This window comes from Brachybacterium sp. JB7, assembly GCF_003335205.1.
In the GTDB taxonomy this organism is placed as follows: Bacteria; Actinomycetota; Actinomycetes; order Actinomycetales; family Dermabacteraceae; genus Brachybacterium; species Brachybacterium alimentarium.
Map to the genome: position 1 here is coordinate 93,767 of NZ_QPGN01000001.1, position 25,945 is coordinate 119,711.

23 protein-coding genes and 1 other RNA gene are annotated in these 25,945 nt (G+C 70.6%); 14 read left to right on the top strand and 10 right to left on the bottom strand.

Annotated elements, in window-relative coordinates; all coding sequences use genetic code 11:
* The first annotated feature begins 24 nt into the window (after nt 1-24).
* The 3 genes from CIK81_RS00420 to CIK81_RS00430 are packed head-to-tail and all read left to right on the top strand — an operon-like array spanning nt 25 to nt 2,626.
* Nucleotides 25-1,302, top strand: a complete 1,278-nt coding sequence (locus tag CIK81_RS00420) for an aminotransferase class V-fold PLP-dependent enzyme (RefSeq protein ID WP_096166134.1) — start codon at nt 25-27, stop codon at nt 1,300-1,302.
* Complete coding sequence (gene sufU, locus CIK81_RS00425) at nt 1,299-1,760, top strand: Fe-S cluster assembly sulfur transfer protein SufU (RefSeq protein WP_096166135.1); 462 nt, start codon at nt 1,299-1,301, stop codon at nt 1,758-1,760. Before CIK81_RS00420 ends, sufU begins: the two co-directional genes overlap by 4 nt.
* Nucleotides 1,757-2,626 (top strand): Nif3-like dinuclear metal center hexameric protein, encoded by an 870-nt coding sequence (locus CIK81_RS00430; protein WP_096166136.1) that lies wholly within the window; start codon nt 1,757-1,759, stop codon nt 2,624-2,626. The genes sufU and CIK81_RS00430 overlap by 4 nt, the downstream gene beginning before the upstream one ends.
* 32 nt (nt 2,627-2,658) lie before the next feature.
* Here CIK81_RS00430 and CIK81_RS00435 read toward each other — a convergent pair whose 3' ends face one another.
* Nucleotides 2,659-3,438: a YaaA family protein gene (locus tag CIK81_RS00435; protein ID WP_096166137.1), complete on the bottom strand. Its 780-nt coding sequence runs from the start codon at nt 3,436-3,438 to the stop codon at nt 2,659-2,661.
* A gap of 140 nt (nt 3,439-3,578) precedes the next feature.
* On the opposite strand from CIK81_RS00435, the gene rnpB reads away from it, so the two are divergent.
* Nucleotides 3,579-3,942: RNase P RNA component class A (gene rnpB, locus CIK81_RS00440), an RNA gene on the top strand.
* Nucleotides 3,943-4,077: 135 nt separating this feature from the next.
* Here rnpB and ppgK read toward each other — a convergent pair.
* Together ppgK and map are read right to left on the bottom strand one after the other, a co-directional pair.
* The gene (gene ppgK, locus CIK81_RS00445) at nt 4,078-4,935 is read right to left on the bottom strand and encodes a polyphosphate--glucose phosphotransferase (RefSeq protein WP_096166138.1); all 858 of its coding nucleotides are present in this window, start codon (nt 4,933-4,935) and stop codon (nt 4,078-4,080) included.
* Between the two features lie 175 nt (nt 4,936-5,110).
* On the bottom strand, nt 5,111-5,998 hold the full coding sequence (map, locus tag CIK81_RS00450) for a type I methionyl aminopeptidase (protein WP_096166139.1): 888 nt from the start codon (nt 5,996-5,998) through the stop codon (nt 5,111-5,113).
* Nucleotides 5,999-6,035: 37 nt separating this feature from the next.
* Between map and CIK81_RS00455 the strand changes: the two genes are divergently transcribed.
* Nucleotides 6,036-6,230 carry a hypothetical protein gene (locus CIK81_RS00455; RefSeq protein ID WP_096166140.1) on the top strand — a complete coding sequence of 65 codons (195 nt, stop codon included), beginning with the start codon at nt 6,036-6,038 and terminating at the stop codon, nt 6,228-6,230.
* A 102-nt stretch (nt 6,231-6,332) separates the two neighbouring features.
* On the opposite strand, the gene panB is transcribed toward CIK81_RS00455, so the two are convergent.
* Nucleotides 6,333-7,160 carry a 3-methyl-2-oxobutanoate hydroxymethyltransferase gene (gene panB, locus CIK81_RS00460; protein WP_096166141.1) on the bottom strand — a complete coding sequence of 276 codons (828 nt, stop codon included), beginning with the start codon at nt 7,158-7,160 and terminating at the stop codon, nt 6,333-6,335.
* Between the two features lie 268 nt (nt 7,161-7,428).
* On the opposite strand from panB, the gene CIK81_RS00465 reads away from it, so the two are divergent.
* The 4 genes from CIK81_RS00465 to CIK81_RS00480 all read left to right on the top strand — a co-directional run bounded on the left by CIK81_RS00465 (nt 7,429) and on the right by CIK81_RS00480 (nt 13,781).
* Nucleotides 7,429-8,037, top strand: a complete 609-nt coding sequence (locus tag CIK81_RS00465; RefSeq protein ID WP_114306270.1) for a hypothetical protein — start codon at nt 7,429-7,431, stop codon at nt 8,035-8,037.
* Between the two features lie 137 nt (nt 8,038-8,174).
* Entirely contained in the window at nt 8,175-9,512 is a 1,338-nt protein-coding gene (locus CIK81_RS00470; protein WP_096166143.1) for a glutamine synthetase family protein, read from the top strand.
* Between the two features lie 95 nt (nt 9,513-9,607).
* Nucleotides 9,608-12,718, top strand: a complete 3,111-nt coding sequence (locus CIK81_RS00475) for a bifunctional [glutamine synthetase] adenylyltransferase/[glutamine synthetase]-adenylyl-L-tyrosine phosphorylase (RefSeq protein ID WP_114306268.1) — start codon at nt 9,608-9,610, stop codon at nt 12,716-12,718.
* Between the two features lie 145 nt (nt 12,719-12,863).
* On the top strand, nt 12,864-13,781 hold the full coding sequence (locus CIK81_RS00480) for a PD-(D/E)XK nuclease family protein (RefSeq protein ID WP_096197676.1): 918 nt from the start codon (nt 12,864-12,866) through the stop codon (nt 13,779-13,781).
* A gap of 16 nt (nt 13,782-13,797) precedes the next feature.
* Here CIK81_RS00480 and CIK81_RS00485 read toward each other — a convergent pair whose 3' ends face one another.
* Both CIK81_RS00485 and CIK81_RS00490 read right to left on the bottom strand, forming a co-directional pair.
* Nucleotides 13,798-14,421 (bottom strand): response regulator transcription factor, encoded by a 624-nt coding sequence (locus tag CIK81_RS00485; protein ID WP_096166146.1) that lies wholly within the window; start codon nt 14,419-14,421, stop codon nt 13,798-13,800.
* Nucleotides 14,418-15,662, bottom strand: coding sequence for a sensor histidine kinase (locus tag CIK81_RS00490; RefSeq protein ID WP_158541865.1), 1,245 nt, complete (start codon nt 15,660-15,662; stop codon nt 14,418-14,420). The genes CIK81_RS00485 and CIK81_RS00490 overlap by 4 nt, the downstream gene beginning before the upstream one ends.
* A 143-nt stretch (nt 15,663-15,805) precedes the next feature.
* Here CIK81_RS00490 and CIK81_RS00495 point away from each other — a divergent pair, with 143 nt between their 5' ends.
* Genes CIK81_RS00495 through CIK81_RS00505 form a run of 3 tightly spaced genes read left to right on the top strand, consistent with a single transcriptional unit; the run spans nt 15,806 to nt 19,028 of the window.
* Nucleotides 15,806-16,438 carry a TetR/AcrR family transcriptional regulator gene (locus CIK81_RS00495; protein ID WP_096166148.1) on the top strand — a complete coding sequence of 211 codons (633 nt, stop codon included), beginning with the start codon at nt 15,806-15,808 and terminating at the stop codon, nt 16,436-16,438.
* Nucleotides 16,435-17,376 (top strand): ABC transporter ATP-binding protein, encoded by a 942-nt coding sequence (locus CIK81_RS00500; protein WP_096166149.1) that lies wholly within the window; start codon nt 16,435-16,437, stop codon nt 17,374-17,376. The genes CIK81_RS00495 and CIK81_RS00500 overlap by 4 nt, the downstream gene beginning before the upstream one ends.
* A complete protein-coding gene (locus CIK81_RS00505; RefSeq protein WP_114311954.1) occupies nt 17,373-19,028 on the top strand; it encodes an ABC transporter permease in 1,656 nt (551 codons plus the stop codon). The genes CIK81_RS00500 and CIK81_RS00505 overlap by 4 nt, the downstream gene beginning before the upstream one ends.
* Before the next feature lie 159 nt (nt 19,029-19,187).
* Here CIK81_RS00505 and glnA read toward each other — a convergent pair whose 3' ends face one another.
* Complete coding sequence (gene glnA, locus CIK81_RS00510) at nt 19,188-20,618, bottom strand: type I glutamate--ammonia ligase (protein WP_096166151.1); 1,431 nt, start codon at nt 20,616-20,618, stop codon at nt 19,188-19,190.
* A gap of 194 nt (nt 20,619-20,812) precedes the next feature.
* Between glnA and CIK81_RS00515 the strand changes: the two genes are divergently transcribed.
* A complete protein-coding gene (locus CIK81_RS00515; protein WP_114355260.1) occupies nt 20,813-21,247 on the top strand; it encodes an RDD family protein in 435 nt (144 codons plus the stop codon).
* Between the two features lie 293 nt (nt 21,248-21,540).
* On the opposite strand, the gene CIK81_RS00520 is transcribed toward CIK81_RS00515, so the two are convergent.
* From CIK81_RS00520 to lipB, 3 genes are all read right to left on the bottom strand, one after another.
* Entirely contained in the window at nt 21,541-22,281 is a 741-nt protein-coding gene (locus CIK81_RS00520; protein ID WP_096166153.1) for a DUF4191 domain-containing protein, read from the bottom strand.
* 32 nt (nt 22,282-22,313) lie between these two features.
* Nucleotides 22,314-23,336, bottom strand: coding sequence for a lipoyl synthase (lipA, locus tag CIK81_RS00525; RefSeq protein WP_096166154.1), 1,023 nt, complete (start codon nt 23,334-23,336; stop codon nt 22,314-22,316).
* Nucleotides 23,337-23,398: 62 nt separating this feature from the next.
* The gene (lipB, locus tag CIK81_RS00530) at nt 23,399-24,097 is read right to left on the bottom strand and encodes a lipoyl(octanoyl) transferase LipB (protein ID WP_096166155.1); all 699 of its coding nucleotides are present in this window, start codon (nt 24,095-24,097) and stop codon (nt 23,399-23,401) included.
* 258 nt (nt 24,098-24,355) lie between these two features.
* On the opposite strand from lipB, the gene CIK81_RS00535 reads away from it, so the two are divergent.
* Nucleotides 24,356-25,924, top strand: coding sequence for a hypothetical protein (locus CIK81_RS00535; RefSeq protein WP_147271511.1), 1,569 nt, complete (start codon nt 24,356-24,358; stop codon nt 25,922-25,924).
* Nucleotides 25,925-25,945: the final 21 nt, after the last annotated feature.

Genomic DNA, 25,945 nt, shown 5'->3' on the forward strand with positions numbered 1-25,945 from the left:
CCGATCGAAGGAGGAGCTGCACAGGTGAACTCACCGAGCAGAGCGTTCGACATCCAGGCGATCAGGGCGGATTTCCCGATCCTCGAGCGCATGCTGGATCCCGAGACCCCGATGATCTACCTCGACGGCGGCGCCACCTCGCAACGTCCCCGGCAGGTGCTCGATGCCGAGGTCGCTTTCCTCACCCGGGACAACGCCGCCGTGAAGCGGGGTGCGCACCGGATGGCCTCCGCCGCGACCGACGCCTATGAGCAGGCGCGGGAGACCGTCGCGGCCTTCGTCGGTGCCCCCTCGCCGGACGAGGTCGTCTTCACGAAGAACGCGACCGAGGCGCTCAACCTGGTCGCGTACTCGCTCGGCAACGGGGACCCGTCGACGCCACCCGCGCTGCGAGTGGGGGAGGGTGACGAGATCCTCGTGACGGAGATGGAGCATCACGCGAACCTCGTGCCGTGGCAGGAGCTCGCGCGCCGCACCGGCGCCACGCTGCGCTGGATCCCGATGGCCGACGACTTCACGCTGGACCTCTCCGACCTGGATGCCCTCATCGGTGCGCGCACGAAGGTCGTGGCGTTCACCCACCAGTCCAACGTCCTGGGGACGATCAATCCCGTCGACCGGCTCGTCGAGGCCGCCCGGGCCGTCGGGGCGCTCACGGTGCTCGACGCCGCGCAGTCCGCCCCGCACATGCCCTTCGACGTCGCCGCACTGGGCGTGGACTTCGCGGTGCTGTCCGGGCACAAGATGCTGGGCCCGACCGGCATCGGCGTGCTCTGGGGGCGGTACGAGCACCTCGCGGCGATGCCCCCGTTCCTCACCGGCGGGTCGATGATCGAGGTGGTCCATCTCGATCACAGCACCTATGCGGAGCCGCCCGCCCGTTTCGAGGCCGGCACGCCCCCGATCAGCCAGGCCGTGGGTCTGGCCGCCGCGTGCGACTACCTCACCGCCCTGGGGATGGAGACCATCGCCGAGCACGAGCGCGCGCTGACCGACCAGGCGGTGCGCGGGCTCTCCGAGATCGACGGGGTGCGGATCATCGGCCCCTCCGTCGGGCCGCACCGCGCCGGCGCCGTGTCCTTCGACCTGGCCGGACGCCATCCGCACGACGTCGGCCAGGTGCTGGACTCCCTCGGGATCGAGGTCCGGGTCGGTCACCACTGCGCCTGGCCTCTGCACCGGCGCTTCGGGCTGCATGGCACCACGCGGGCCAGCTTCTCCGTCCACACCACTGCCGACGAGGTCGAAGCCTTCGTCGCCGGGGTCGCCCGCACCACCGACTTCTTCGGAGGACTGTCATGACCGTGGGTCTGAACTCCCTGTACACCGAGCTCGTCATGGAGCACGACAAGCGCCCGCTGCATGCGGGCCTGCGTGAGCCGTTCACCGCCGAGGTCCATCACGTGAACCCCACCTGCGGCGACGAGATCACCCTGCGCCTGCAGCTGACCGGCAGCGGCGCGACGCAGCAGATCGAGGACGTCTCCTACGACGCGATCGGCTGCGCGATGAGCCGCGCCGCCGCCTCGATCATGGCGGATCTGCTGATCGGCCGGAGCGTCGCCGAGATCGAGCCCGTGCGCGAGCACTTCGAGGCCGCGATGGGCTCCCGCGGTCGTCTCGAGGGCGACGAGGACCTGATCGGGGACGGCGTCGCCCTGCTGGGTGCCGCGAAGTTCCCCGCCCGGGTGAAATGCGTGCTCATGCCGTGGAAGGCCTACCAGGCGGCCCTGGTCGAGTCGCAGGCGCTCCGCTCATGACGAGCACGCACGGCACCCCGGCCCGGACCCTCGGGACCGTCGTCGAGGTCCTCGAGGAGACCTATCCGCTCTCCTGGGCGGAGGACTGGGACCGCGTCGGCCTGGTGCTCGGCGAGCGGTCCGCGCCGGTCTCGACGGTGCTGCTCGCCGTGGATCCGACGGTCGCGGTGGCCGGCGAGGCGATCGAGCGGGGCGCTGAGCTGCTCATCACCCATCATCCGCTGCTGCTGCGCGGGGCGAGCTTCCTCCCGGCGGACGACGGGAAGGGTGCCGTCGTCACGAGCCTCCTGCGGGCCGGGACGGGCCTGTGGTGCGGTCACACGAACGTCGACCGCTCCACCCGAGGCACGGTCGGTGCGTGGATCGACGCGCTCGACCTGCAGGAGCCGCGACCCCTCGTGTCCGGCCGACGCGACACCGACCAGAGCGGTGCGCACGGCTCGCAGCTCTTCGGCCTCGGCGCGGTCGGGGTCCTGCCGGCCGCCACCACCGTCGGGGAGCTCACCGCCGCCGTCGCCGACATCGTGCCGGAGACCGCCCGCGGGATCCTGCACACCGGGGAGGCGGACCGTGCCGTGCGCACGATCGCCGTGTGCCCGGGGGCTGGGGATTCCTTCCTCGACCAGGCCGCTGCCGCGGGGGTCGACGTCTACCTCACCTCGGATCTGCGACACCATCCGGCGCTCGAGCACGTCGAAGCGTCCGCGGACCCGGCGGCGGTGCCGGCCCTGATCGACGTGCCGCATGCCGCGAGCGAGGCGCTGTGGCTCCCTCAGGCCCGGCAGCTCCTGCAGGAGGCGCTCCCCGGTCTCGAGGTGCTGGTCAGCGGGCACACCACGGATCCGTGGAGCGGTCGCGCCGGCTGAAGGACGGCCGCGGGGCGAGGGTCGTGGTGTCGTCAGGCGATCCGGTCGACGATCACCAGCCGGTCGCCGTCGAGCTCGACCTGCAGCGAGGTGCCGAGGGCGGCGCGCACCACGTCGACGACCTCGTCGGCCCCGGCAGGAGTGTGCGCGGACGCGAGCAGCGCGTGGGTGACCATGCCGCGATAGCGCTTGGCATCGTGGGAGATGACCTTGCGTCGCCCGTCGCGCTCCTGCACGGGGGACACCTCGAGCACGCGGACGCCCTCTCTGCTGCGCATCGCCATCATCGAGCGGTACGAGCCGGAGCGGTTGTCCACCACGACCGGGGAATCTCCTGCTGCCAGCTGGGCGTGCAGGGACGCGGCGACCGGGGCCAGGCGGGGACGCCACCAGGTCGCGGTCCTGCCCAGCCGGGAGACCGTCGACCCCGCCGAGAGGCGGTACGCCGGGATCCTGTCCTGCCCGGCGTCGACGAGACCGAACAGCGCGCTCTGCACGAGCACCTGACGGTCCGGTGCGGACGGGATCGCCGCGTCCAGCTGGTCGTACAGCACCCCGGAGTAGACCGTGAGCGGGGCGGCGGCCGGTTCCTCCTCGAGCTGTGCCATCCGCTCGACGAGCTCGGGGGCGGAGGCCGGGACCCCGAGCTGGGCCGCGGCGTTCGTCCCGGCGGCCGTCCGCTGCGCCGCGCGCAGCATCGTGCGGCGATCCTCGGTGAGCTCCGGGAGGGCCAGCTCCGCGAGCTCCAGCGGGACGGCGTCCGCAGCCGTCGGGCGGGTCTTGGTCTCTGAGGGCGGCAGCAGGATCAGCACCCCTCCATTCTCCGCTCCGCACGGCGCCGAGGACGGCCCGGCACGACGCACCGCGGAGAGACGTTCCGCACGTCACGGGGCACGACGCACGATGCGCAGCGGGGCCGTGGCTCCGGCATCGGCGTACACTGCTCGCTGGACCAGTCGGCCGGGCAGCCGCGTCCTCGGGGCTCACGCTCCGGGGCCGAGGAAAGTCCGGGCTCCATCCGGCACGGTGGTGGGTAACGCCCACCCGGAGCGATCCGCGGGACAGTGCCACAGAGAACAGACCGCCGTCCGCGCCCTGCGGGGCCGGACGGTAAGGGTGAAAGGGTGGTGTAAGAGACCACCGCGACCTCGGTGACGAGGTCGGCACGGCAAACCCCACCGGGAGCAAGGCCAGACAGGGAACGTTCGAGGGCGCCGGCCCGAGTTTCCGGGTAGGCCGCTGGAGATCGTCGGCAACGGCGATCCGAGAGGGATGGCTGCCGATCACAGAACCCGGCTTACAGGCCGGCTGGTCCGCCTACGTCCCGCCCCGGGCCTGCGCCTCATCGCGCGGGCCCGGGACGCGCGGCGTCGGCGCTCCGGGCCCCGTGGGCCCCGGCCCGGACGCAGCACTTGTCGCAGCCCTCCCGGGCTCACCCGCCCCGCCTCGGCTCACGCGCCGTGCTTCGTGCCCTTCGTGCTCTTCGTGTCGTGCGCGCGGTGCGTGTCCGGCTCGTCGCCGCTCGCCTCGGCCTTCTTCGCGAGCGCCTTCTGCTCCTTGCGAGCCAGGACCGCCGCGCCGATGATCCCGGCCTCGTTGCGCAGCTTCGCCGGCACGATCTCGGTCTTCAGATCCAACAGCGGGAGGAAGTTCTCGTGCTTCTTGGAGACGCCGCCGCCGACGATGATCCTCGTGGGCGAGAAGAGGAACTCGATGTGGGCGAAGTACTCCTGGAGGCGACCGGCCCAGGTCTCCCAGTCCAGGCCCTCCCTCTCCCGGATCGAGCTGGCCATGTACTTCTCGGCGTCGTCGTCGTGCAGGAGCACATGGCCCAGCTCCGAATTCGGCACCAGCTTCCCGTCCACGAACATCGCGCTGCCCACACCGGTGCCGAGGGTGATCACGATGACCACGCCGGAGGAGTCGCGGCCTGCCCCGAACTCCATCTCGGCGATACCGGCGGCGTCCGCATCGTTGACCACGAACACGTCATGGCCGGTGCGCTCGGTCAGCAGGGAATCCACGTCGGTGCCGATCCACGACGCGTCGACGTTCGCTGCGGTGAGGGCGACGCCGTCCTGGATGACCGCGGGGAAGGTGACGCCCACGGGCATGCCGTCCGCGATGTCGAACGAGCCGATCAGCTCGGCGACGGTCTCGGCGACGGCCTCGGGTCGCGAGGGCTGAGGGGTCGCGAACCGCAGTCTGTCCGCGGTGAGCACGCCCTTCTTGAGATGCACGGGGGCACCCTTGATGCCGCTGCCGCCGATGTCGATCCCGAATGCTGTGCGGTGCTTCGCCTTGGCCATCGCCACTCCTGATCGTGGTGCGCCCGGCGGAGACCCGCAGGGCGGAGGGTCCGACGCCGGACCCCTTCAGTGCCGTCACGATACCGGGCACCGCGCTCTCCCGGCACCGGGGTCCGCCGTCGGCTCCCGGCGCCGACGGCCGCTATCGGCCTCGGCGCCGGGCAGGGGCACAGGGTCAGACGACCGTGAGCAGCTCCGGACCGTCGTCATGGATCACCATGGTGTGCTCGAACTGGGCGGTGTACCCACGGTCCTTGGTGACCACGGTCCAGCCGTCGTCCCACTGCTCCCACTCCTGCGAACCGATCGTCACCATCGGCTCGATCGTGAAGGTCATGTCCTTCTCGATGAGGTCGTCGAACAGGGGGGCGGAGTCGTAGTGGGGGATGACCAGACCGTTGTGGAAGCCCTCGGCGACGCCGTGACCGGTGTAGTCCCGCACAGACTGGTAGCCGTGGCGGGCGAGGAACTTCTCGACCACGCGGCCGATGACGTTCACCTCGCGGCCGGGCCTGGCGACCTTCACCCCGCGCATCATGGACTCGTGGGCGCGGTCGATCAGCTGCTGGGCGCGCGGATCGATGTCGCCCACGGCGAACGTGGCATTGGTGTCGCCGTGCACGCCGTGGAGGAAGGCGGTGACATCGACGTTGAGGATGTCACCGGCCTGCATCACGGTGGAATCCGGGATTCCGTGGCAGATGACCTCGTTCAGGCTCGTGCAGCAGGATTTCTCGAACCCGAGGTAGCCGAGCGTGGACGGGTAGGCCCCGTTCTGCACGAGCACGTCGTGCACCACCTCGTCGATGTGGTCCGTCGTCACTCCGGGTTCGGCGGCCTCACCGGCGGCCTGCAGCGCCAGAGCGGCGACGCGGCTCGCCTCCCGCACCCGCTCGATCACGTCAGGCGTCTGGACACGGGGACCGGAATCCGAGACCGCCTCGTCCTTGCCGACGTACTCGGGGCGCTCGATGCGCGCGGGCACCGCGCGACGGGGGCCGATCGTGCCGGGAACCAAGGGCTCGCGGCCTTCTGGACGGATCCACACCTGCTCTACAGTCATAGCCACCAGTCTCTCATCGACCCGGAAGGAGACCGACGTGACCGAGGGCACGGAGTTCTATTACAACCTCAGCACCGGAGCGGTGGAGGAGGGCCGGCAGTCGCCGGTCACGGACCTGATGGGTCCGTACCCGACGAGGGAGGCGGCGCAGCGGGCGCTGTCGACCGCGAAGGCCCGGAACGAGGAATGGGAGCAGGACGACCAGGCCTGGGAGGGCGGGACCGACTCCTGAGAGCTCCGAACGGTCCCCATCGACACCGACGACACGGCCGCAGCGACCACGATGGTCGCCGCGGCCGTGTCGTCGGCGTGCGGGCCCGCAGGGCGCAGCGCCTCAGTCGAAGGAGTGCTCGGGTCCCGGGTAGGAGCGCTCGGCGACCTCGACCCGGTACTGCTCGGCCGCGTGCGTGAGGTCTCGTCGGAGATCCGCGAAGGCCTTGACGAACTTGCCGTGGAAGTCCGAGAGACCAGCCATGTCCTGCCACACCAGCACCTGGCCGTCACAGGCCGGGCCGGCACCGATGCCGATCGTCGGGATCTGCAGCACCTCGGTGATGCGTGCGGCGACCTGCGCGGGCACCAGCTCGAGCACCACGGCGGAGGCGCCGGCCTCCTGGATCGCCAGCGCATCCTCGGCGAGCTGATCGGCGCCCGCGGCGTCGCGGCCCTGCACCCGGTGGCCCGACAGCGCGTTGACGGACTGCGGGGTGAAGCCGAGGTGCCCCATGACGGGAATGCCGGCGTCGACCAGGGCTTTCACCTGCGGTGCGATCGCCCTCCCGCCCTCGAGCTTCACCATCTCGGCTCCCGCGCGGATCAGCTCGACCCCGTGGCGCAGGGCGTCGGTGGACCCGGTCTCGTAGGTGCCGAAGGCGAGATCCGCGACCAGCAGCGGGCGGTGCACGCTGCGCGCTACCGCCGCGGTGAAGGTGAGCATGTCCTGATGCGTGGTGGCCGTCGTCGAGGAATGGCCGAGGACCGTCGTGCCCACCGAGTCGCCGACCAGCAGCACGTCGATCCCGGCGGCCTCGAACGCCTGCGCCGAGAACTGGTCGTACGCGGTGAGCATCGAGAACGGCCGTCCGCGATCCTTGGCGTCGTGCAGATGACGGATCCGGACCTTGGCGGGGCCGACGGATCCGGTTCCGGAGGGGGTGCTCACGATGTGCTCCTGGACGGGAGGGGAGAAGGGCGGACGCACTGACGCGACCCGCGCCGGCTCGAAGGCCGCTCGGGTGCGCGATGCGTGCGGACACAGCCTATCCGTGCACGCGCCCCACGGTGGAGGTGGCCGGGGGCCGATCCTCAGGGCTGACCCCACGGGGGCGGGGAGTTCTCCCCATGGCGCTGTCGGAGCGCCATGCGTCATTCTTCTTCTCGTCAGCGCTCCGGCTGACCACATCAGGGAGGACAGGATCTTGACTTCGATCATGCGCAGGACGGTTCGGGGAGCGGCGGCAGGCCTGGGGGCCCTCGCGGTGGTCGCGGGAGCCGCGGCATGCGGCGGGCTCACCGGCGGCGACGACGAGAAGGCCGACGGCGACGACACGGCTGTCGGGGAGGAGCAGCCCGCGGAGGGCGAGGACGCTTCGGAGGAGAAGGTCGCCGAGGAGGGCGAAGAGGCCGCGGACGAGGGTCAGGATGCGGTCGAGTCCGAGCAGGACAGCTCCGGGGAGGACGAGGAGGAGGACGGCGCTGCCGCCGGCGGTGAGGTAAGCGATGCGGATCTGGACGCCTCGAAGCAGCAGGTGCTCGCGTTCTTCGAGGCTCTCGGCGAGAAGGATGGGGAGGCCGCCTGCGGGTTCGTCCTCGATCCGACCACCGGTGAACCGGCAGCCGGCGCTGTCCTCACGGCGTGCGCGGACACGATGGACTCCAGCGGCATGATGGACATGTTCACGCCGGAGATGGTGGCCGTGATCACCGAGGACGCCCTGGAGGCCAGTGACAACGGCGACGGGACCATCAAGATCTCCGCGCAGGGTGCGGACTTCGACATGCACAAGGCCGACGACGGCAAGTGGTACATCGCGCAGTGACCCTCCGGCCGATCAGGCTGATCGGCTGCTGCTGGACGGACGGGCGGCCCCACGGCGACGTGGGGCCGCCCGTCCGTCCGTCCGCCCCTTGCGTCGGAGGAGCGGCGGCCACGGGTCCCGTGTTGCACACTGGGCGCATGGAACATCTCCACGACGACGTCATCCGCACGGTCTCCGATAGCGATGTGCGATTCATCCGTCTGTGGTTCTGCGATATCGCGGGCACCCTGAAGTCCATCGCGATCTCCCCCTCGGACCTCGAGACCGCCTTCACCGAGGGCATCGGGATCGACGGCTCCACCATCGAGGGACTCACCCGCAGCTACGAATCGGACATGATCCTGCGCCCTGATCCGGGCACCTTCGAACTGCTGGCCTGGCGCGGCGACACCAATGCGACCGGCCGCATGATGTGCGACGTGCTGACCCCGGACGGCGAACCGGCCGCCTCCGATCCGCGCCGAGTGCTGAGGGACGCCCTCGCCCGCGCGGAGGAGAAGGGCCTGGAGTTCTACGCCCATCCCGAGATCGAGTTCTATCTCTTCGACGCGCCGTACCGGCGCGGGGAGCAGCTGAGCCCGATCGACAGCGCCGGATACTTCGACCACGTCCACCGTGGTCAGGGCCAGGACTTCCGACGGGCCGCGATCGAGCATCTCGAGGCGATGAACATCCAGGTCGAGTTCTCCCACCACGAGAACGGACCCGGCCAGAACGAGATCGACCTGCGCTACGCCGACGCGCTCACCACCGCGGACAACATCATCACCCTGCGCACCGTGGTCAAGGAGGTCGCCCTGTCGATGGGGCAGGTGGCGACCTTCATGCCCAAGCCGATGATCGAGCACCCGGGCTCCGGCATGCACACCCACCTGTCGATGTTCCAGGGCGGCAAGAACGCCTTCCACGAGCCGGGTGCGGAGTACGGGCTCTCGCGCACAGGGAGGCAGTTCATCGCCGGGCTGCTGCGCCACGCTCCCGAATACAGCGCCGTCACCAATCAGTGGGTGAACTCCTACAAGCGCCTGTGGGGCGCGCAGGAGGCGCCGAGCTACATCTGCTGGGGGCACAACAACCGCTCCGCCCTGGTGCGCGTGCCGTTCCACAAGCCCACCAAGGGGACCAGCTCCCGCGTCGAGTTCCGCGGACTGGATTCGGCGGCGAACCCGTACCTCGCCTTCGCGGCGCTGCTGGCCGCCGGCCTGGCCGGGATCGAAGGGGAGTACGAGCTGCCCGAGGGAGCGGAGGACGCGGTGTGGGACCTCTCCGAGCGCGAACGCCGGGCGATGGGCATCGAGCCCCTGCCCACGGACCTCTTCCGCGCGCTGGAGAGCTTCGAGAGCTCCGAGCTGATGGCCCGCACCCTGGGGGAGCAGGTCTTCGAGTTCTTCCTGCGTGACAAGAAGCAGGAGTGGGAGCGCTATCGCGAGCAGGTGACCGATCACGAGCTCGACTCGACCTTCAGCAGGGTCTGAGCCGTGACCGAGCACCAGTGGGAGCAGGATCAGAATCGGGATCAGGAGCCGGAGTCGGAGCGGGACCAGGGTCGCGAGCAGACAGGAGCAGGGTCATGACGACGGAGCCGCCCGCCACCACCGGCGCCCTTGCCCGACTGGGGTTCAGCCGCACCGATCGGGTGCACCGCTTCCTCGCGGAGCCGGTGCTCGCAGCGCTCGGCAAGGGAGCGGCGGCACGCCTGGGGGCGACGGCCGACGGCGATGACGCGGTGCTCGGCCTGCTGCGTCTGGCGGAGGCTGCCGAGGAGGCCGGGGACTCCGCGCTGAGGGACGACTTCCTCGCCTCGGTGGGGACCGCGGGCAGCCACGGCGACCGCCTGATCCGCCTGCTGGGCACGTCAGTGGCGCTCGGGGACTTCCTGGCCCGCCATCCCGATCGGCTCGAGGCCCTGCGCGAGGGCGATGACCAGCTGGAGCTTCCGGCGACGGAGGTGCGCAGCAACCTTCTGCAGGCCGTCGGCGCCGATCCGTCGGCCGACACCCCGGTCGCCTCCGACGGCGCTCGGGAGATGCGCGACGCCCTGCGCGTGGCCTATCACGAGCGGCTCGTGCAGATCGCAGCGGCCGATGTGGTCGCCCCGGATCCCACCGCGCTGCAGCCGCGGGTCTCCGCGGCGATCAGCGACCTCGCCGACGCCGCGCTCGACGCCGCCTCCGCGATCGCCCGTGCGGCCGTGGAGGGGCACGAGAAGGTCAGCTGGTGCGTGCTGGCGATGGGCAAGACCGGTGCTCGGGAGCTGAACTTCATCTCCGACGTGGACGTCATGCACGTCGTCGCGCCGAGCAGCGCGGTCGCAGGGGAGGAGGTCGACGAGGAGGAGCTCGTGGTGATCGGCTCCGCCCTCGCCCGTGAGCTGGCGCGCGCCTGCTCGGACCGCACCTCCGAGGGGTCGCTGTGGCAGGTCGACGCCAACCTGCGGCCCGAGGGCAAGGACGGCCCGCTGGTGCGCACGATGGACTCCTACGAGCGGTATTACACCGAATGGGCGCACTCCTGGGAGTTCCAGGCGCTGCTGAAGACCCGCGCCGCAGCCGGTGACCTCGAGCTCGGCGCCCGGTTCGAGGAGATGGTGGGCCCCTGGGTGTGGCAGGCCTCCACCCGCGACAGCTTCGTCGAGGACACCCGGGCGATGCGCCGACGGGTGGTCGCCCACATCCCGCGAGGCGAGGCCGACCGCAACCTCAAACTCGGGCCCGGCGGGCTGCGTGACGTCGAGTTCACGGTGCAGCTGCTGCAGATGGTGCACGGTCGCGCCAACCACCGCCTCCAGAGCAGGTCCACTCTCGAAGCGCTCGCCCGACTCGGCGAGGACGGCTACATCTCCCGTGACCATGTCATCGAGATGGACGCCGCCTACCGCTTCCTGCGCTGTGTGGAGCATCGGCTGCAGCTGCACCGGCTGCGCCGTACTCAGGTGCTGCCCACGGCCGCCACGGACCTGCGCCGGCTCGCACGCACCATGGGGATGGGCACCGACGAGTTCCACCGCACCTACCAGCGCACCCGACGGCGCGTGCGCCAGCTCCATGAGGAGATCTTCTACCGCCCGCTGCTGGTGACCGCCTCTCAGCTCAGCGACGGCCAGATCGCGCTGAGCCCCGAGGCCGCGACCGCCCGCCTCACCGCGATCGGCTATCGCGACGGCGCCCGCGCCCTGACCCACATCTCCGCGCTCACCGAGGGCATCTCCCGGCGCGCGAAGATCCAGCGTCAGCTGCTCCCGGCGATGCTCGAGTGGTTCGCCGACGGGATCGACCCGGACCTCGGGCTGCTCTCGTTCCGTCGGCTCTCCGACGCCATCGGCTCGGCCCACTGGTACCTGGGCCTGCTGCGCGACTCCGGTCTCGCCGCGAAGCGCCTCACCCGCGTGCTCTCGGCCAGCCGCTTCGTGGGCGAGCAGCTCGAGCAGATCCCCGAGGCCGTGCGTTGGCTGGCTCGCGACGAGCACCTGCGGCCGCTCCCGCGCGACGTGCTGGGCCGGGAGTTCCTCGCCGTGATTTCGCGGGTGGATTCCGTGGACGTGGCCCGGGATGTCCTGCGCCGCACCCGCAGCCGGGAGCTGCTGCGGATCGCCCTCGCGCACCTCACCGGCGTGGCCTCGCCGCGTGAGGTCGCCGGGGCGCTCACCGACCTCGCTGAAGCCGTGCTCGAGGCGGGCCTGCTCGTCGCCTTCCACGTCGTGGCGCTCGAGCGGGATGCGGTCGACGACGACGCCGAGACCCTCGACGAGGTCGACGAGGTGGACGTCGACACCGCCAGACGACTGCGCGAGCGACGCTCCGATCCGGCCCGCGCGCTGGGACTGGAGATGGCGATCCTCGCGATGGGCAGCTTCGGCGCCCGCGAGATGGGGTACTCCTCCGATGCGGACGTGCAGTTCCTCGCGATCGACCGCGGCGCCGGCGCCGCCACCGGGGAGATCGCGATCGCCGTCGCCACGCAGACCCAGCGGATCCTCAACGCGCCCGCAGCGGGCGCCGACATGAAGGTCAGCGCTGATCTGCGGCCCGAGGGCAGGATGGGTCCGCTGGCCAGGAGCCTGGAGGCCTGGATCGACTACTACCGACGAGATGCCCAGACCTGGGAGAAGCAGGCGCTCCTGCGCGCCCGCCCGGTCGTGGCCAGCGAGGCCGTCGCGGATATTCTGCACGAGGAGATGGACCGCCATCGATACCCCCGCGGCGGGATCGACGAGAACGCGCGCCGCGAGATCACCCGCATGAAGGCCCGGGTCGAGTCCGAACGGCTGCCGCGCAACGCCGATCCCTCGCGGCAGGTGAAGCTGGGCCGCGGCGGCATGACCGACGTGGAGTGGAGCGCGCAGGTCATCGCCCTCGAGCACGCCTTCGAGGTCGAGGGGCTGCGCACGACCCGCACGCTGGCCCAGCTTGAGGCCGCCGCCGAGGCCGAGATCATCACCGCCCGCGAGGCGAGGGAGCTCACCGACGCCTGGACGCTGGCCTGGCAGGTGCGTCGCGGAACCTTCCTGTGGAAGGGCCGCGAGGGTGACGTGCTCCCCTCGGACCGGATCGACCTGCGCGCTCTCGCCTGGCTGATCGACGGCGACGACTCCACGGCCTCCGACCTCGAGGAGCGCTATCTCCGTCGTACCCGCCGTGCCCGGAGCATCGCCGAGCGGATCATCTTCGGGGTCGAGGAATGAACGCTGCCGTCGGCCGGATCCGGTGTGATCCGGCGGGACCCTGCGGCGCGTCCTCCGGGCGCGGCGGCACCGTGCCCGAGCGACGACGTACCGTGTAGCCCGTCCCCGCTCCCTACTCTGCGCCGTCGCGCCCTCCCGAGGAGACATGACCAGTCCGAAGCTCAGCGCCGACACCCCGCGCGGCCGCATGTACCGTCTCGAGCCCGACGGCCCGCTGCTGTACCCCTCCATCACCAACGTCGCCGGGATGCGCGCGAAGGACCACCTGCAGGGCTGGTACGCCACGATGGCCTCGAAGAGGGCGCTGGAGATGTACTCCTGGCTGGACCGCAACCCGGGTCGCGCCGCCGCGGAGATCTCCCGGGTCTCGCGGGACAAGTGGGGCACCCAGAAGCGGATCGCCGCTGCCGCTCCCGAATACACCCGCAGCGCCGCGGACTTCGGCACGCTCGTCCATGCCGCCTGCGAGCTCTGGGGCACCGGCGGCACCCGACCCACCCCGGCGCAGGTCGGCGAGATCGCCGAGGAGATGCGCAGCTCTCAGGGTGCCTTCGCGGCCGAGAAGGACCCGCAGGCGCTGATCGCGCGGGCCGACGTCCGCCTGGACGGCTACGGCCGCTTCCTCGAGGATTACCAGCCTGAGTTTCTCGAGATCGAGCAGACGGTCGTGAACCACACCGTCGGCTATGCGGGCACCACCGATGCCATCGTGCGGATCGGCAACACCGTGCTCAGCGCCGACATCAAGACCTCCAAGAAGGTGCGCGGGGACTACGCCCTCCAGGGCGTCGCGGTCTGCCGCGCCGAGCAGCTGCTGGACGACGACGGCAGCCTGCGGGAGATGCCCGACATCACCGGGGCGTTCATCATCCATCTGCCGGAGGCGGGCGGCTACCAGGCTGTGCCGCTGCGCACCGGCGACGCAGAATTCGAGGTCTTCCGCTCCCTGCGCAGCGCGTGGGGCTTCGTGCCCGAGGAATGCGCGCTCGGCGCATCGTCCGGACCCAAGGACCTGCTGCTGTCGCTGCTGCGGGCCAAGGGCGGGATGGACGCGCTGGGCTGATCCCCGCGCCGCCCTGTCACTCGGGGCGCAGGATCCCCTCGGCCCGGGCACGCGCGACCGCCTCGGTGCGGCGGGTGACCCCGAGCTTGTCGAAGATGTGCACCAGGTGGGTCTTCACCGTGGCCTGGGAGAGGAACAGATCCGTCGCGACCTGAGCGTTCGTGCGGCCCTCGGCCACGGCCGAGAGCACCTCGAGCTCCCGGGCGCTCAGAGCAGTGCGCTCATCACGTCGACGCAGGCGCTGCGAGATCCGGGCGTCGACGGTCTCCGCACCGCCGTGGGCGCGGCGCACCGCCGCCGCCAGCTCCTCGGCGGGGGAGTCCTTCAGCAGGTATCCCGCGGCCCCGGCATCCATCGCCGCGATGACGTCCTGGTCGTTGTCGTACGTGGTCAGCACGAGGACGGAAGGCTGCGATGCCACCGCCCGCAGTGCGGGGACGACGTCCGTGCCCCGTTCCTGCCCGACTCCGAACTGCAGGTCGAGCAGCACCACGTCGGGGGAGGTGGAGCGTGCGAGCAGCACGGCCTCCTGGGGCGTGGCGGCGTCCCCGACCACCTCGAGGTCCGCCTCGGCGTTGAGCACGGCGATGAGTCCGCGGCGGACGATCGCATGGTCGTCGGCCAGCAGCACCTTGATCATGGGGAGTCCTCCTGGGGTAAGGGCAGCGCCACCTGGATCGCGGTGCCGCTGGCGGGTGCGGATTCGATGACGAGGCTGCCGCCCACGGAGGCCGCACGGGCCCGGGCCGAACGCAGGCCGAAGCCGGCCACCTGCTCCGGCCGGAATCCGCGCCCGTCGTCGACGACGTCCAGCAGGGCCTGGGCGCCCTCCACCTCGAGCGTCACCATGGTGCGTGACGCCTCGGCATGCTGGGTGACATTGGCGAGCAGCGATTCGACCAGGCGCACGAGGGCTCTGCTGGTGCTGCGGGGGAGGTCCTCGAGCTCGGCGTCGTCCGCCGTGCAGCGCAGCTCCACGCGGGACCGACCCACCCGTGCGGCATCGTCCACCAGGCGCTGCAGCTCGGCGCGCAGTCCGGCCCCCGAGGGCACGTCGGGTTCAGCGGCGTCCACGAAGCGGCGGGTCTGGGCGCCCGTCCGGGCGGCGGCCGCGCGAGCCTCCTGCACCAGGGAACGGGCCTCGGGGAGCTCGTCCCGGTCCAGGGCGGCGTCTGCCGCGTCCAGCAGGAGGTGGATCGACAGGTTCGACTGCGCGACCGTGTCATGGAGCTCGCGGGCGATGCGGTCCCGCTCGGCCGCGGTGGTCGCGGCCCGGGTCTGCTCGGCGATGGTGTCGCGCGCGGCGGCGAGCTCGCGGGCCAGTCGCGTGCGCTTGTCGACCTCCCGCTGCAGGGCGCGCACGGTGACCACGACGGCGAGCGCCACCAGGGCCCCGATGATCGGGCCGGCGATCTCTCCCACGGCAGGGACCTGCGACCAGGCGGTGAATCCGAGCACGGCGATCGCGGTGACCAGTGCGAGCGCCAGCAGCCCGCCGAGCAGGGGCAGCGCGTACAGGACCGCGAAGTCCAGGCCGAAGGCGATCCAGACGGTGTCGGGTCCCACCACGAACGTGAAGGCCCAGATGACGATGCTGGGCAGGAGATAGCTGAGGGTGCGCCAGGAGCCGTCGGCTCCGGCGGGCCGGCGCAGGGCCCGCCGTGCTCCGACCGAGTACACGGCCGTGAACAGCGCCAGCAGCCCGACGGTGACCCAGCCGTGGCCCGAGGCCGGCGGCGCGAGCGCGAGGCCGGCCGTCAGCATGACCAGCAGATAGACCAGCGCGTGGACCGCCCAGCGCAGGGATGCCGCGAACGGGGTGGCCGTGAGGTGGCTGTCGAGCTCCTCGGGGCGTCCCGGCAGGCGGGCCTGATCACTCATGGTCGTGACCCTATCCGGGATCGGCCGCATCAGGCCTCGCCGCGGCCTTGCCAATGACTGAACGCTTGTATAGCGTAGTGAACACGTGTTCAGTCACCCCTCGTTCAGCACGACCCGCCCCCCGACGACACCGGAGGAACGCCATGCGAGAGAATCCACCCGGCGAGGAGAGGATCCTGCGCGCCGCGCTGCAGCGGTTCGCCGTCGACGGGCTCTCCGCGCCCCTGCGGCGCGTCGCGGAGGACGCCGGCGTGAGCGCGGGCCTGATCATCCACCACTTCGGATCCCGCGAGAACCTCCTGCGTCTCTGCGATGAGCGTGCCCTCGAGGTGACCCGCCGCGAGAAGTCCACGCTGCTCACCGGCGGCTCCGGAGAGCTGCTGGTGCAGCTCGCCCAGGCGGAGGAGTACGCGCCGCTGGCCGGGTACGTGCTGCGACGGCTCCAGGACGGGGGGCCGCTGGCCGCCCAGCTGGTCGAGGACTTCGCGAACGCGACCGAGGACTATCTGGCCGAGGGGGAGAGGGCAGGGAGCATCAGTCCCAGCCGAGATCCGCGAGCACGCGCCAGGGTCCTCACCGAGATGGCTCTGGGCGCCCTGCTCCTCCAGCTCCCCGGGCGCGGCGACACGCTCGACCTGGCGGAGCTGCCGACCTGGATGCGGCAGCACACCCAGCGGATGGTCGCGCCGCTGCTCGAGCTCTACAGCATCCCGCTGCTGACCGATCGCTCCATGCTCGACGCCTATCTCGCCTCCGATACCGAGGAGAACACATGACCACCACCGCTGCCGTCGTCGTCGACGGCCTCTCGAAGACCTTTGGCGCCACCCGCGCGCTGGACGATTTCTCGCTCACCGTCCCCGCCGGGCAGGTGACGGGGTTCCTCGGTCCCAACGGTGCCGGCAAGTCCACCGCGATCCGCATCCTGCTCGGACTCCTCCGCCCGACGTCAGGCCATGCCGAGGTGCTCGGGATGGACCCGTGGTCCCGGGCGGTGCAGATCCATCACAGACTCGCCTACGTCCCCGGGGACACGAACCTCTGGCCCACGCTCACCGGGGGAGAGGCCATCGACGTGCTCACCCGCTCCGAGCGCGGGCAGGCCCATCGACGCCGCCGGGCAGAGCTGCTCGAACGCTTCGAGCTGGACCCGACCAAACGCTGCCGCACCTACTCCAAGGGCAACCGTCAGAAGGTCTCCCTGGTCGCGGCCCTCTCCCGTGACGTGGACCTGTACGTGATGGACGAACCCACCTCCGGCCTGGATCCGCTGATGGAGGCGATCTTCACGGAGGAGGTCGCCCGCTTGCGAGCCGACGGACGCACCGTGCTGCTGTCCAGCCACATCCTCGCCGAGGTGGAGAAGCTCTGCGACACGGTCACCATCATCCGGGCCGGCCGAGACGTGGAGAGCGGAACCCTGGCGCAGCTGCGCCACCTCACGCGCTCCACCGTCGCGGCGACGTTCGAGGGCGATCCGTCGCAGCTGGAGGGAACCGTCGGCGTGCACGACCTGGTCCGCGACGGAAGCCGGGTGCGCTTCGATGTCGACGACGCCTCGGTCCATGACGTGCTGCCCGTCCTCACCGCCCTGGAGGCGAGGAGCCTCACCATCACGCCGCCCTCCCTCGAGGACCTCTTCCTGCGCCACTACGGAGATGACCTCGAGGACGACGGTGCGGCCGTGACCGGACAGGTCGGGTCCGCGCCATGACCACCACGACCCGCCACTCCTCCGGGCCGACCCACGCGCTCGAGGTCGCACCCGTCTCCCCGCTGACCGGGCTGGGCGGCCTGCTGCGGCTGTACGGCCGCATCTCGCGGCGCCAGATCATCATCTGGGTCCTCGCCATCGGGCTCTCGGTGGCGGCGTCCGTCGCCGCGATGAAGGGCGTCTACCCGGACCAGCAGGCCCTGGACGCACGCGCCGCGCTGCTGGAGAACCCGTCGGCCGTGATGATGACCGGGCCGGCGTTCGCGCTGGACCACTACACGTTCTGGGCGATGGTCGCCAACGAGCTGCTGCTGTACGTGCTGGTGGCCGTCGCGATCATGAGCATCCTTCTGATGGTGCGTCATACCCGTGCGGAGGAGGAGGCCGGACGGCTGGAGCTCGTCCGCGCCCTGCCGGTGGGACGCTCCGCCCCGCCCACGGCCGCCCTGCTCCTGGTCGCCCTCGCCAACGCGGGGGTCGGCGTCTCGGTGGTGCTGGGTCTGCTCGTCACCGGCGGCCCGCTGGTCGATTCCCTGGCCGTCGGCCTCGCGACAGCCCTCACGGGAATGGTCTTCGGCGGCGTCGCCGCTCTGACCGCGCAGGTCACCGAACATGCCGGCAGCGCTTCGGGGCTCGCCCTCGGGGCGGCCGCAGTCTCCTTCATGGTGCGCGGCATCGGGGACGTGGTCGATGCCCAGGGCTCCTGGCTCTCGTGGTTCTCCCCGTTCGCCTGGGCGCAGCAGACCCGTCTCTTCGTCGACCTGCGCTGGTGGCCGCTCGCGGTGACCCTCGCAGCGATCCTGGTCCTCCTGGGGCTCGCCGCAGTACTCTCGCGGCGGCGCGATGTCGGCGCCGGGCTGCGACCGGCCGCTCACGGCCCTGCCGCCGCCACCCGGAGTCTGCCCGATCCTGCGGGCCTCGCGGTCCGGCTGGTCACGCCGATGATGGTGGCCTGGGCCGTCGGGCTGTTCCTGTTCGCGATCGCCTTCGGCTCGCTCGCCAACTCGCTCCAGGACATGGTCTCGGAGATCCCGGCCGTCGGCGACATGGTGCCGCTGGATCTCGACGATCTCACGACGTCGTTCGCGGCCTACGTGCTGCAGATGCTCGCGATCGGCCCTCTCGGCCTGATCGTCGCCGGCATCCTCCGGCTGCGCACCGAGGAGCAGGAGGGCCGTCTCGCCGGGATCCTGATGGCCGGGAGCTCCCGCACGTCCACGGCCGTGCGCTGGGTGCTCGTGGTCGCGCTCAGCACCACCGTGGTCCAGCTCCTCCTCGGGCTCGGTCTGGGCATCGGGCTGCTCCAGGCGACAGGGGAGACGTCCTGGCTGGCCGTGATGCCGCTGGCCGCCCTCGCCGCGCTTCCCGCCATCGCGCTGGCCGGCGCCGTCACGGTGGCGCTGTACGGGCTGCGCCTGCGCCTGGCAGGAGTGGCGTGGCTGCTGGTGATCTGGGCCGCAATCGACACCTTCCTCGGAGATCTGCTGGATCTGCCCGACGTCGTGCGGAGCATCTCCCCGCTGCGCCATGTGCCGCTCGTGCCCGATGCCGATCTGGATGTCTCTGCGCTGGCCGGGATGAGCGTCCTCGCCGTGCTGCTCGTGCTCGTCGGGCTGTGGGGCCTGCGCCGCCGGGACCTCGCCGCGGGCTGAGCGCCCGCAGCGGCGTCACCGCCCTCCCGTCGAGGAGGCCCGATCACCCGGAACGGCCGGCCCGACCCTGCCGCAGGCGGCGAAGGTCGGACCGGCCGTTCACGGTGCTGAGCGCGGCCCGGAGGGCAGTGAGCTCAGGACCGTCGTGCGGTCGAGGGCTCAGATGTCGTAGTAGAGCTCGAACTCGTGGGGGTGGGGTCGGAAGCGGAACGGATCGATCTCCGTGGTGCGCTTCAGCTCGACCCAGGTCGCGATGAGGTCCTCGGGGAACACATCGCCCTCGGTGAGGTAGTCGTGATCGGCCTCGAGGGCATCCAGTGCGGCCCCGAGGGATTCCGGCAGCTGCTTGATCTGCTTGTGCTCCTCGGGAGGAAGCTCGTACAGGTCCTTGTCGATCGGCTCGGGCGGCTCGATGCGGTTGCGGATGCCGTCGATGCCGGCCATCAGCTGCGCGGCGAAGGCGAGGTACGGGTTCGCCGACGGGTCCGGCGCACGGAACTCGACGCGCTTGGCCTTCGGCGAGGCACCGGTGACCGGGATGCGGATCGCGGCCGAGCGGTTACGAGCGGAGTAGACCATGTTCACCGGTGCCTCGAAGCCGGGCACCAGACGCTTGAAGGAATTCACGGTGGGGTTGGTGAACGCGGTCAGCGACGGGGAGTGCTCGATGATGCCGCCGATGTACCAGCGGGCGATGTCCGAGAGGCCACCGTATCCGCGCTCGTCGTAGAACAGCGGCTCGCCGTCCTTCCACAGGGACTGGTGGGTGTGCATGCCCGAGCCGTTGTCGCCGAACAGGGGCTTGGGCATGAAGGTGGCGGTCTTGCCGGCATCCCACACGGTGTTCTTCACGACGTACTTGAACTTCATGACGTCGTCCGCAGCCTGCAGCAGCGTGTTGAAGCGGTAGTTGATCTCCTGCTGTCCCGCGGTCCCGACCTCGTGGTGGGCGCGCTCGACCTGGAGCCCGGTCTCCTCGAGGACGGCGCAGATCTCGTCGCGCAGATCTGCCATCTGATCGTTCGGCGGGACCGGGAAGTAGCCGCCCTTGAGGCGCGTCTTGTATCCCTGGTTGCCGCCGTACTCGGACTCGTCGCGGTCGGTGTTCCACACGGCCTCGTCGGAGTCGATGCTGTAGAAGCCGGAGTTCACGCCCGTCTTGAAGCGCACGTCGTCGAAGATGTAGAACTCGGCCTCCGCCGCGAACAGCGCGGTGTCCGCGATGCCGGTGGAGCGCAGGTACTCCTCGGCCCGCGAGGCGACGGTACGGGGATCGCGGGAGTACGGCTCGTCCGTGAACGGATCCACGATCGAGAAGTTGATGATGAGGGTCTTGCGCTCGCGGAACGGATCCAGGTAGGAGGTCTCCAGATCCGGCACGAGCTTCATGTCGGATTCATGGATCGCCTGGAAGCCCCGGATGGACGAGCCGTCGAACAGCTGCCCGGTCGCGATCGCCTCCTCATCGAAGGTGCTGGCCGGCACGTTGAAGTGCTGCATGATGCCGGGAAGGTCGCAGAAACGGATGTCGATGAACTCGACACCCTCCTCTTCGATGTACTTGACGACCTCGCTGGGATTGTTGAACACATCTCCTCCATCCGCACCGTGAGGTGCGTGTTGTGCTGAGTGTCCCCGTAGGGCGATCACCGATCGGAGCGCCGGCGGCCAGCGATCCGGGGACTGCTGACCCGAGCGGGACTCGTTGGGTCCAGCTTATGCCGTGCCGCACGTCGGCACGGGGCACAGGGCCCCTCCCAGTCGCACGCACTAAGGTGCCCCCCGTGATCGATCGCAAGGACCTCGGCTCGTGGATGGACGGCGCCCCGAGCGCCCCGGACTACGTCAAGGGCTCCTCCCTGGGCCTGCCCGGGACGGGCCCCGGTGCGGTGGCGCCCTTCTGGCGCCGGCCCCTCTCGCTGCTGCTGGACTGGGGGCTGTGCATGGTGATCTCCGCGCTCGCCTTCCAGTCCGATGCGATGGTGAACCTCGTCCTCTTCGTGGCAGTGAACGTCCTGTTCCTGAGCCTTTTCGGGGGCACTCCCGGGCAGTTCGTGCTGCGGGTGCGGGTGCATCCGGTGCGGGGCCGCACCCCGATGATCGTGCGCGCGCTGGTCCGCACGGTGGCGATGCTCCTGATCCTTCCGGCGTGCTTCTGGACCAAGGACGGCCAGCCCCTGCACGACACCGTCGCCGGGACGGCAGTCGTCACCGTCTGACCGGCACGCAGGCCGTGAGCGCACCGCTGGCCGCCCCTGAAGCCGTCTGCTCGTCGTACCGCCGAGCCCGCCGGGCTCCCGGATCTCGCTCCCCAAAAATTCTCTGTGACCTGCATCGATGGTCAATGTCACGATGAGGTAACGACGGTATCGAAAAGATAACGGCCGCTCTCGGCCCGCCCCGGCCCGGGGAACGGAACGCGGGCAGCGCATGGATCAGGCGGCCCCTCGCAGCACGAAGCCCCCGAACGGTCCGTGGACCGGTCGGGGGCTTCGTGCAGGGTGCTGTCGGTTCAGCGGCCGCGCATCGCCTTGCGGTTGGGGCGTGCCTTCATCGGGTCCACGCCCTTGGGCACGGACTGCCGGATCGAGCGGTGCAGCGCGGTCAGCCGACGGCTCACCTGAGCCGACTCGTCCTTGGTGAGCACGCGCTTCATCCGGGTCATGTGACTGGGCAGCTTGTGCAGCGGCACCTCGCCCTCACCGTCGCCGACGACGATCTGGTGGATCGGCACATTCTCGTGCTGGAGCACACGACGGATGTTGCGACGCTCCTTCTCCAGCAACTTCATCGAGACCGCAGAGGAGTCCTCGGCCACCACGGCGATCCCAGCGCGGCCGGAGGCGCGGAACAGCATCTTCTGGCTGCGCGGATCGACCTGGACGGGCTCCTCGGCCACGTCCCAGCCCCGACGGATGGACTGCATCGCGGCCAGGGGTGCACCCGACTGGCCCTTGATGCGGCTGAAGGCTGCCCGTTCTGCCTTGCGGGCCAGGATCAGCATGGCTGCGAGCAGACCGACGGCGATGCCCAGGAAGATGCCGTACCAGGGGCTGTTGAGCACCAGCCAGCTCAGCAGGACGCCCAGGATGATCGCGATGACCACGGCGCCGATCATCCACGGCAAGGTGGTGCGGTCGACTTCCTGGGTGTACTTGAACACCTCGAGCATCTGCTTGAGGCGGCCGGGCTTCTTCGGGCCGTCGGACTTCTTGTCGCCCTTGGCGGGCTTGCTCTCGCTCTTGCGGGCCATATTCGATGGGTCCTCTCGGGGGCGCGCGGGCGTCAGCTCGCGGCGGCCTGATTGCGGCGGGCGACGACGCTCGCGGCTTCCTGACGTGCTGGCTGGTTCTGGTCGAGGTGGCGGAGATTCTCGGGGATCTCGCGGCCGAGCTTCCTCATGGACTGCGCCCACAGCTTTCCGGCGCGGTACGAGGAGCGCACCATCGGTCCCGCCATGACCGCGAGGAATCCCATCTCCTCGGCGGTGTGGGACAGCTCGAGGAACTCCTCTGGCTTGACCCAGCGATCGATGGGGTGGTGGAGCTTCGAGGGGCGCAGGTACTGGGTGATCGTGAGGATGTCGCAGCCCGCATCGTGCAGGCGCTGCATCGACTCGATGATCTCGTCCGTGGTCTCACCCATGCCCAGGATGAGGTTGGACTTGGTGATCATGCCGGCGTCCTTGCCCATGGTGATCACGTCGAGCGACCGCTCGTAGCGGAAGGCCGGACGGATCTGCTTGAAGATCCGCGGAACGGTCTCGAGATTGTGCGCGAACACCTCCGGCTGGGCATCGAAGACCTGCTCGAGGGCTTCGCCGTTGCCCTTGATGTCGTCGATCAGCAGCTCGACCCCGGTCCCAGGGTTCATCGTGTGGATCTGGCGGCAGGTCTGCGCGAACAGACCCGCGGCGCCGTCGGGGAGGTCATCGCGCGCGACACCGGTGATGGTGGAGTAGCGCAGCCCCATCTCCTTGACGCTCTGGGCGACCTTGAACGGTTCCATGGGATCGATCGCGAGCGGCTTGCCCGTGGCGATGTTGCAGAAGTCGCAGCGCCGTGTGCAGGTGTCACCGCCGATGAGGAAGGTCGCCTCACGATCCTCCCAGCACTCGAAGATGTTCGGACAGCCTGCTTCTTCGCAGACCGTGTGCAGGCCCTGTCCATGCACGCGCTTCTTCATCGCGCTGTACTCGGGGCCCATCACGGCGCGGGTCTTGATCCACTCCGGCTTGCGCTCGATGGGGACCTCGGCGTTGCGCGCCTCGACGCGCAGCATGCGACGGCCGTCGGGAACAACGCTCACCCTCATGCCTCCTACGTTCGGTGTTCTCGGAAGTGTATCGAGCGCAGCGCGCCCGGCGCGCCTCAAACCGCGGGGGCTGAGGTGCGGTGCGCCACGAGGTCGGAAAGGGCCTCGGCGGCGTGGTCGACGACGTCGGCCACAGCGATACGGCGACCGGCCTCCTGGCTGAGGCTCGTCACCCCGGCATCGTCGATCCCGCAGGGGATGACGTTGTGCGCCCAGGAGAGGTCGTTCGCGCAGTTCAGCGCGAAGCCGTGCATCGTGACGCGCTTCGAGACGCGCAGCCCGATCGCACACACCTTGCGAGCGGGGGCGTTCTCGGGCGCCACCCAGACCCCGCTGCGGCCTTCGAGCGGGACGGTTCGAACCCCCACCTCGGTGCAGACGTCGATCAGGGTCCGTTCGAGGTCCCGGACGAATCCGACGACGTCGATCGGTATCGGGAGGCGGACGATCGGATAGCCCACGAGCTGCTGCGGACCGTGCCAGGTGATCTTCCCGCCGCGGTCGATGTCGATCACCTCGGCCCCGTCACGGGGGCGTTCGTGATCCTCGGTGAGCTTTCCGGCCGTGTACACCGGTGCATGCTCCAGCAGCAGGAGGGTATCCGGTCTGTCTCCGGCCACGACCTCCCCGTGGATCCGCCGCTGCAACGCCCATGCCGCGCGATAGTCCACAGGGCCCGCAGGCAGGGAGAACTCCTCATGGCGGTCGCCGCCGGGGAGGGGTTCACTGAAACCGAGTCGGATCACATCGAGCACTGCGCCAGGCTACTCCCGCTGCGACCAGTGCGTTGTGGACGACCACGAGGGGCCTCGGCGCCGGTGGGGTTGACTCTGCCCATGGACGACTTCGACGACGCACGATTCACGCGGGGACCTGCACCGCTCGGCGGTCGCGCGCGGCGTCGCGCTCTTCTCCGAGAACCCCAGGGCAGGCCCGGTCCGGCGAACGATGGGTGCAGGCAGGACGGCTCCGAGTCGCAGGATCCGGGCGAGCGGCTGCGGTGCACGGAGGACGTGCTCGAAGAGCTGGTCGACGGCGGGGACGGCCGCTCCGCGGTGGCCGTGCACGGCCTCACCCCCGCCGGGCGACTCCAGACCCGCGCGGAGATGCAGCTGCTCGCGGCCCTCGAGGAGGTGGCCGGCCTCCGGACCGTCCCCACGATCCTCACCGTCGAGGACGACGGCTACGTCCGCGAGAGCGCTCCTGCTCTCCGTCGCCGTGGTGGGCGGCGCTCGGCCGAGGCGGGGCCCCCGGCCACGGCGGAGCGCGAAGCGGTCGCTCACGTGCGCGACGAGCTCGATGCCCTGATCGACGAGGTGCACGAGCGGGGGTGGGTTCTCGGTGCAGCGCCGGGGGAGGGCCTCGGTCGCCGCGCCGACGGGAGCGTGGTGCTGCGGGACCTGCGGGGGCTGCGGCCGAGCGAGCAGCTCGCGGATCGGCACGCGGACCGCGCCTGGGTGGACTCGGTGCTCGACGATCAGGAGCGCACCCTGCGTCGTCGCGTCCACGCCTGCGAGCAGCCCCTCCCCGACACCGACGTCACGCGGGCGCGCACCGGGCCGCGGTCCGGGCCGGACGCTGCGGACCTCGCCGCGGTATCCGTTGATCCCGCGCTGTCCAGCGGGAGGTTCGGGCCGGGCGAACCGGCACGGCACGACGACCGGGATCGGTTCGGCAGAGAATCCGGCGACGGTGGCTGGGGCGGTGATGGGGACTCGGGGCGGTACGAGGAATGGGCGCCGCGCAGGGGAGAGGACGGGGACGGACCGTGGGAGGAGCCGACGACGGGGCGGACCGGACCGCGCACGGCCATGGCGCGGCTGCGGCCTCTCGGCCCCCTTCCTCCTCATCATCCTGAGCGACGAATTCGGCCGGGGCGTCTCCTGGGCGCCGGTGTGCGGCGGCGACCCGGGGCGGGCGGTCCGCCCGAGGGATCGCGAGCGGCACGTGCTGGTCGGGGGCTGCGACGCAGAGCGGTGCTGAGCGCCGGCGCGGTCGTCCTGGCCGGAGTGGTGATCGGCACCGGATCCTGGCTGGCGCTCGCGCCCGACGGGACCGATGCGGTCACCGACCGGCCGGCTCCGCACGCGCCGCAGCCGCCGTCGGCTTCCGCTCCCGCGCCCCCGCCTGTCATCGAGGACCCCTGGGCACTGGCCGCAGAGCTCGCCGGTTCGCGACACGCTTATGTCACGGGTCTGTCGAGCCGGTCGGTCGCTGTGCCCGGGAGCGCAGCCTCTCGGGAGGACGACGACGTGCGGCGGGCCTACGAGAGCCTCACCATCGACGGCGGAGGTCCGGTGATCCACGAGGCGACGCTGCTCGAGGGCCCCGTGGAGGACGGCACCGCGGAGCTGCTCGTCATCACGTCCACCGAGACGTACTCGGTCCGGGAGGCCGCCAGCGGGAAGGAGGGCGCCGCGGAGACCGTGCCGACCTCGGCCGAGGTCGAGATCCGTCTGTCGCTGCAGTGGGACGGCACTCGCTGGCTGGTGGCCAGCAGCGTGCCCGTGGGGGAGGCCGCCGGAGGAGCGTCGAGCTCGCTGCACCAGGCCGTCCTCGGGGACGAGGGAGCGGCCCGCTGAGAGGACGGGGTCGCCGTCGAC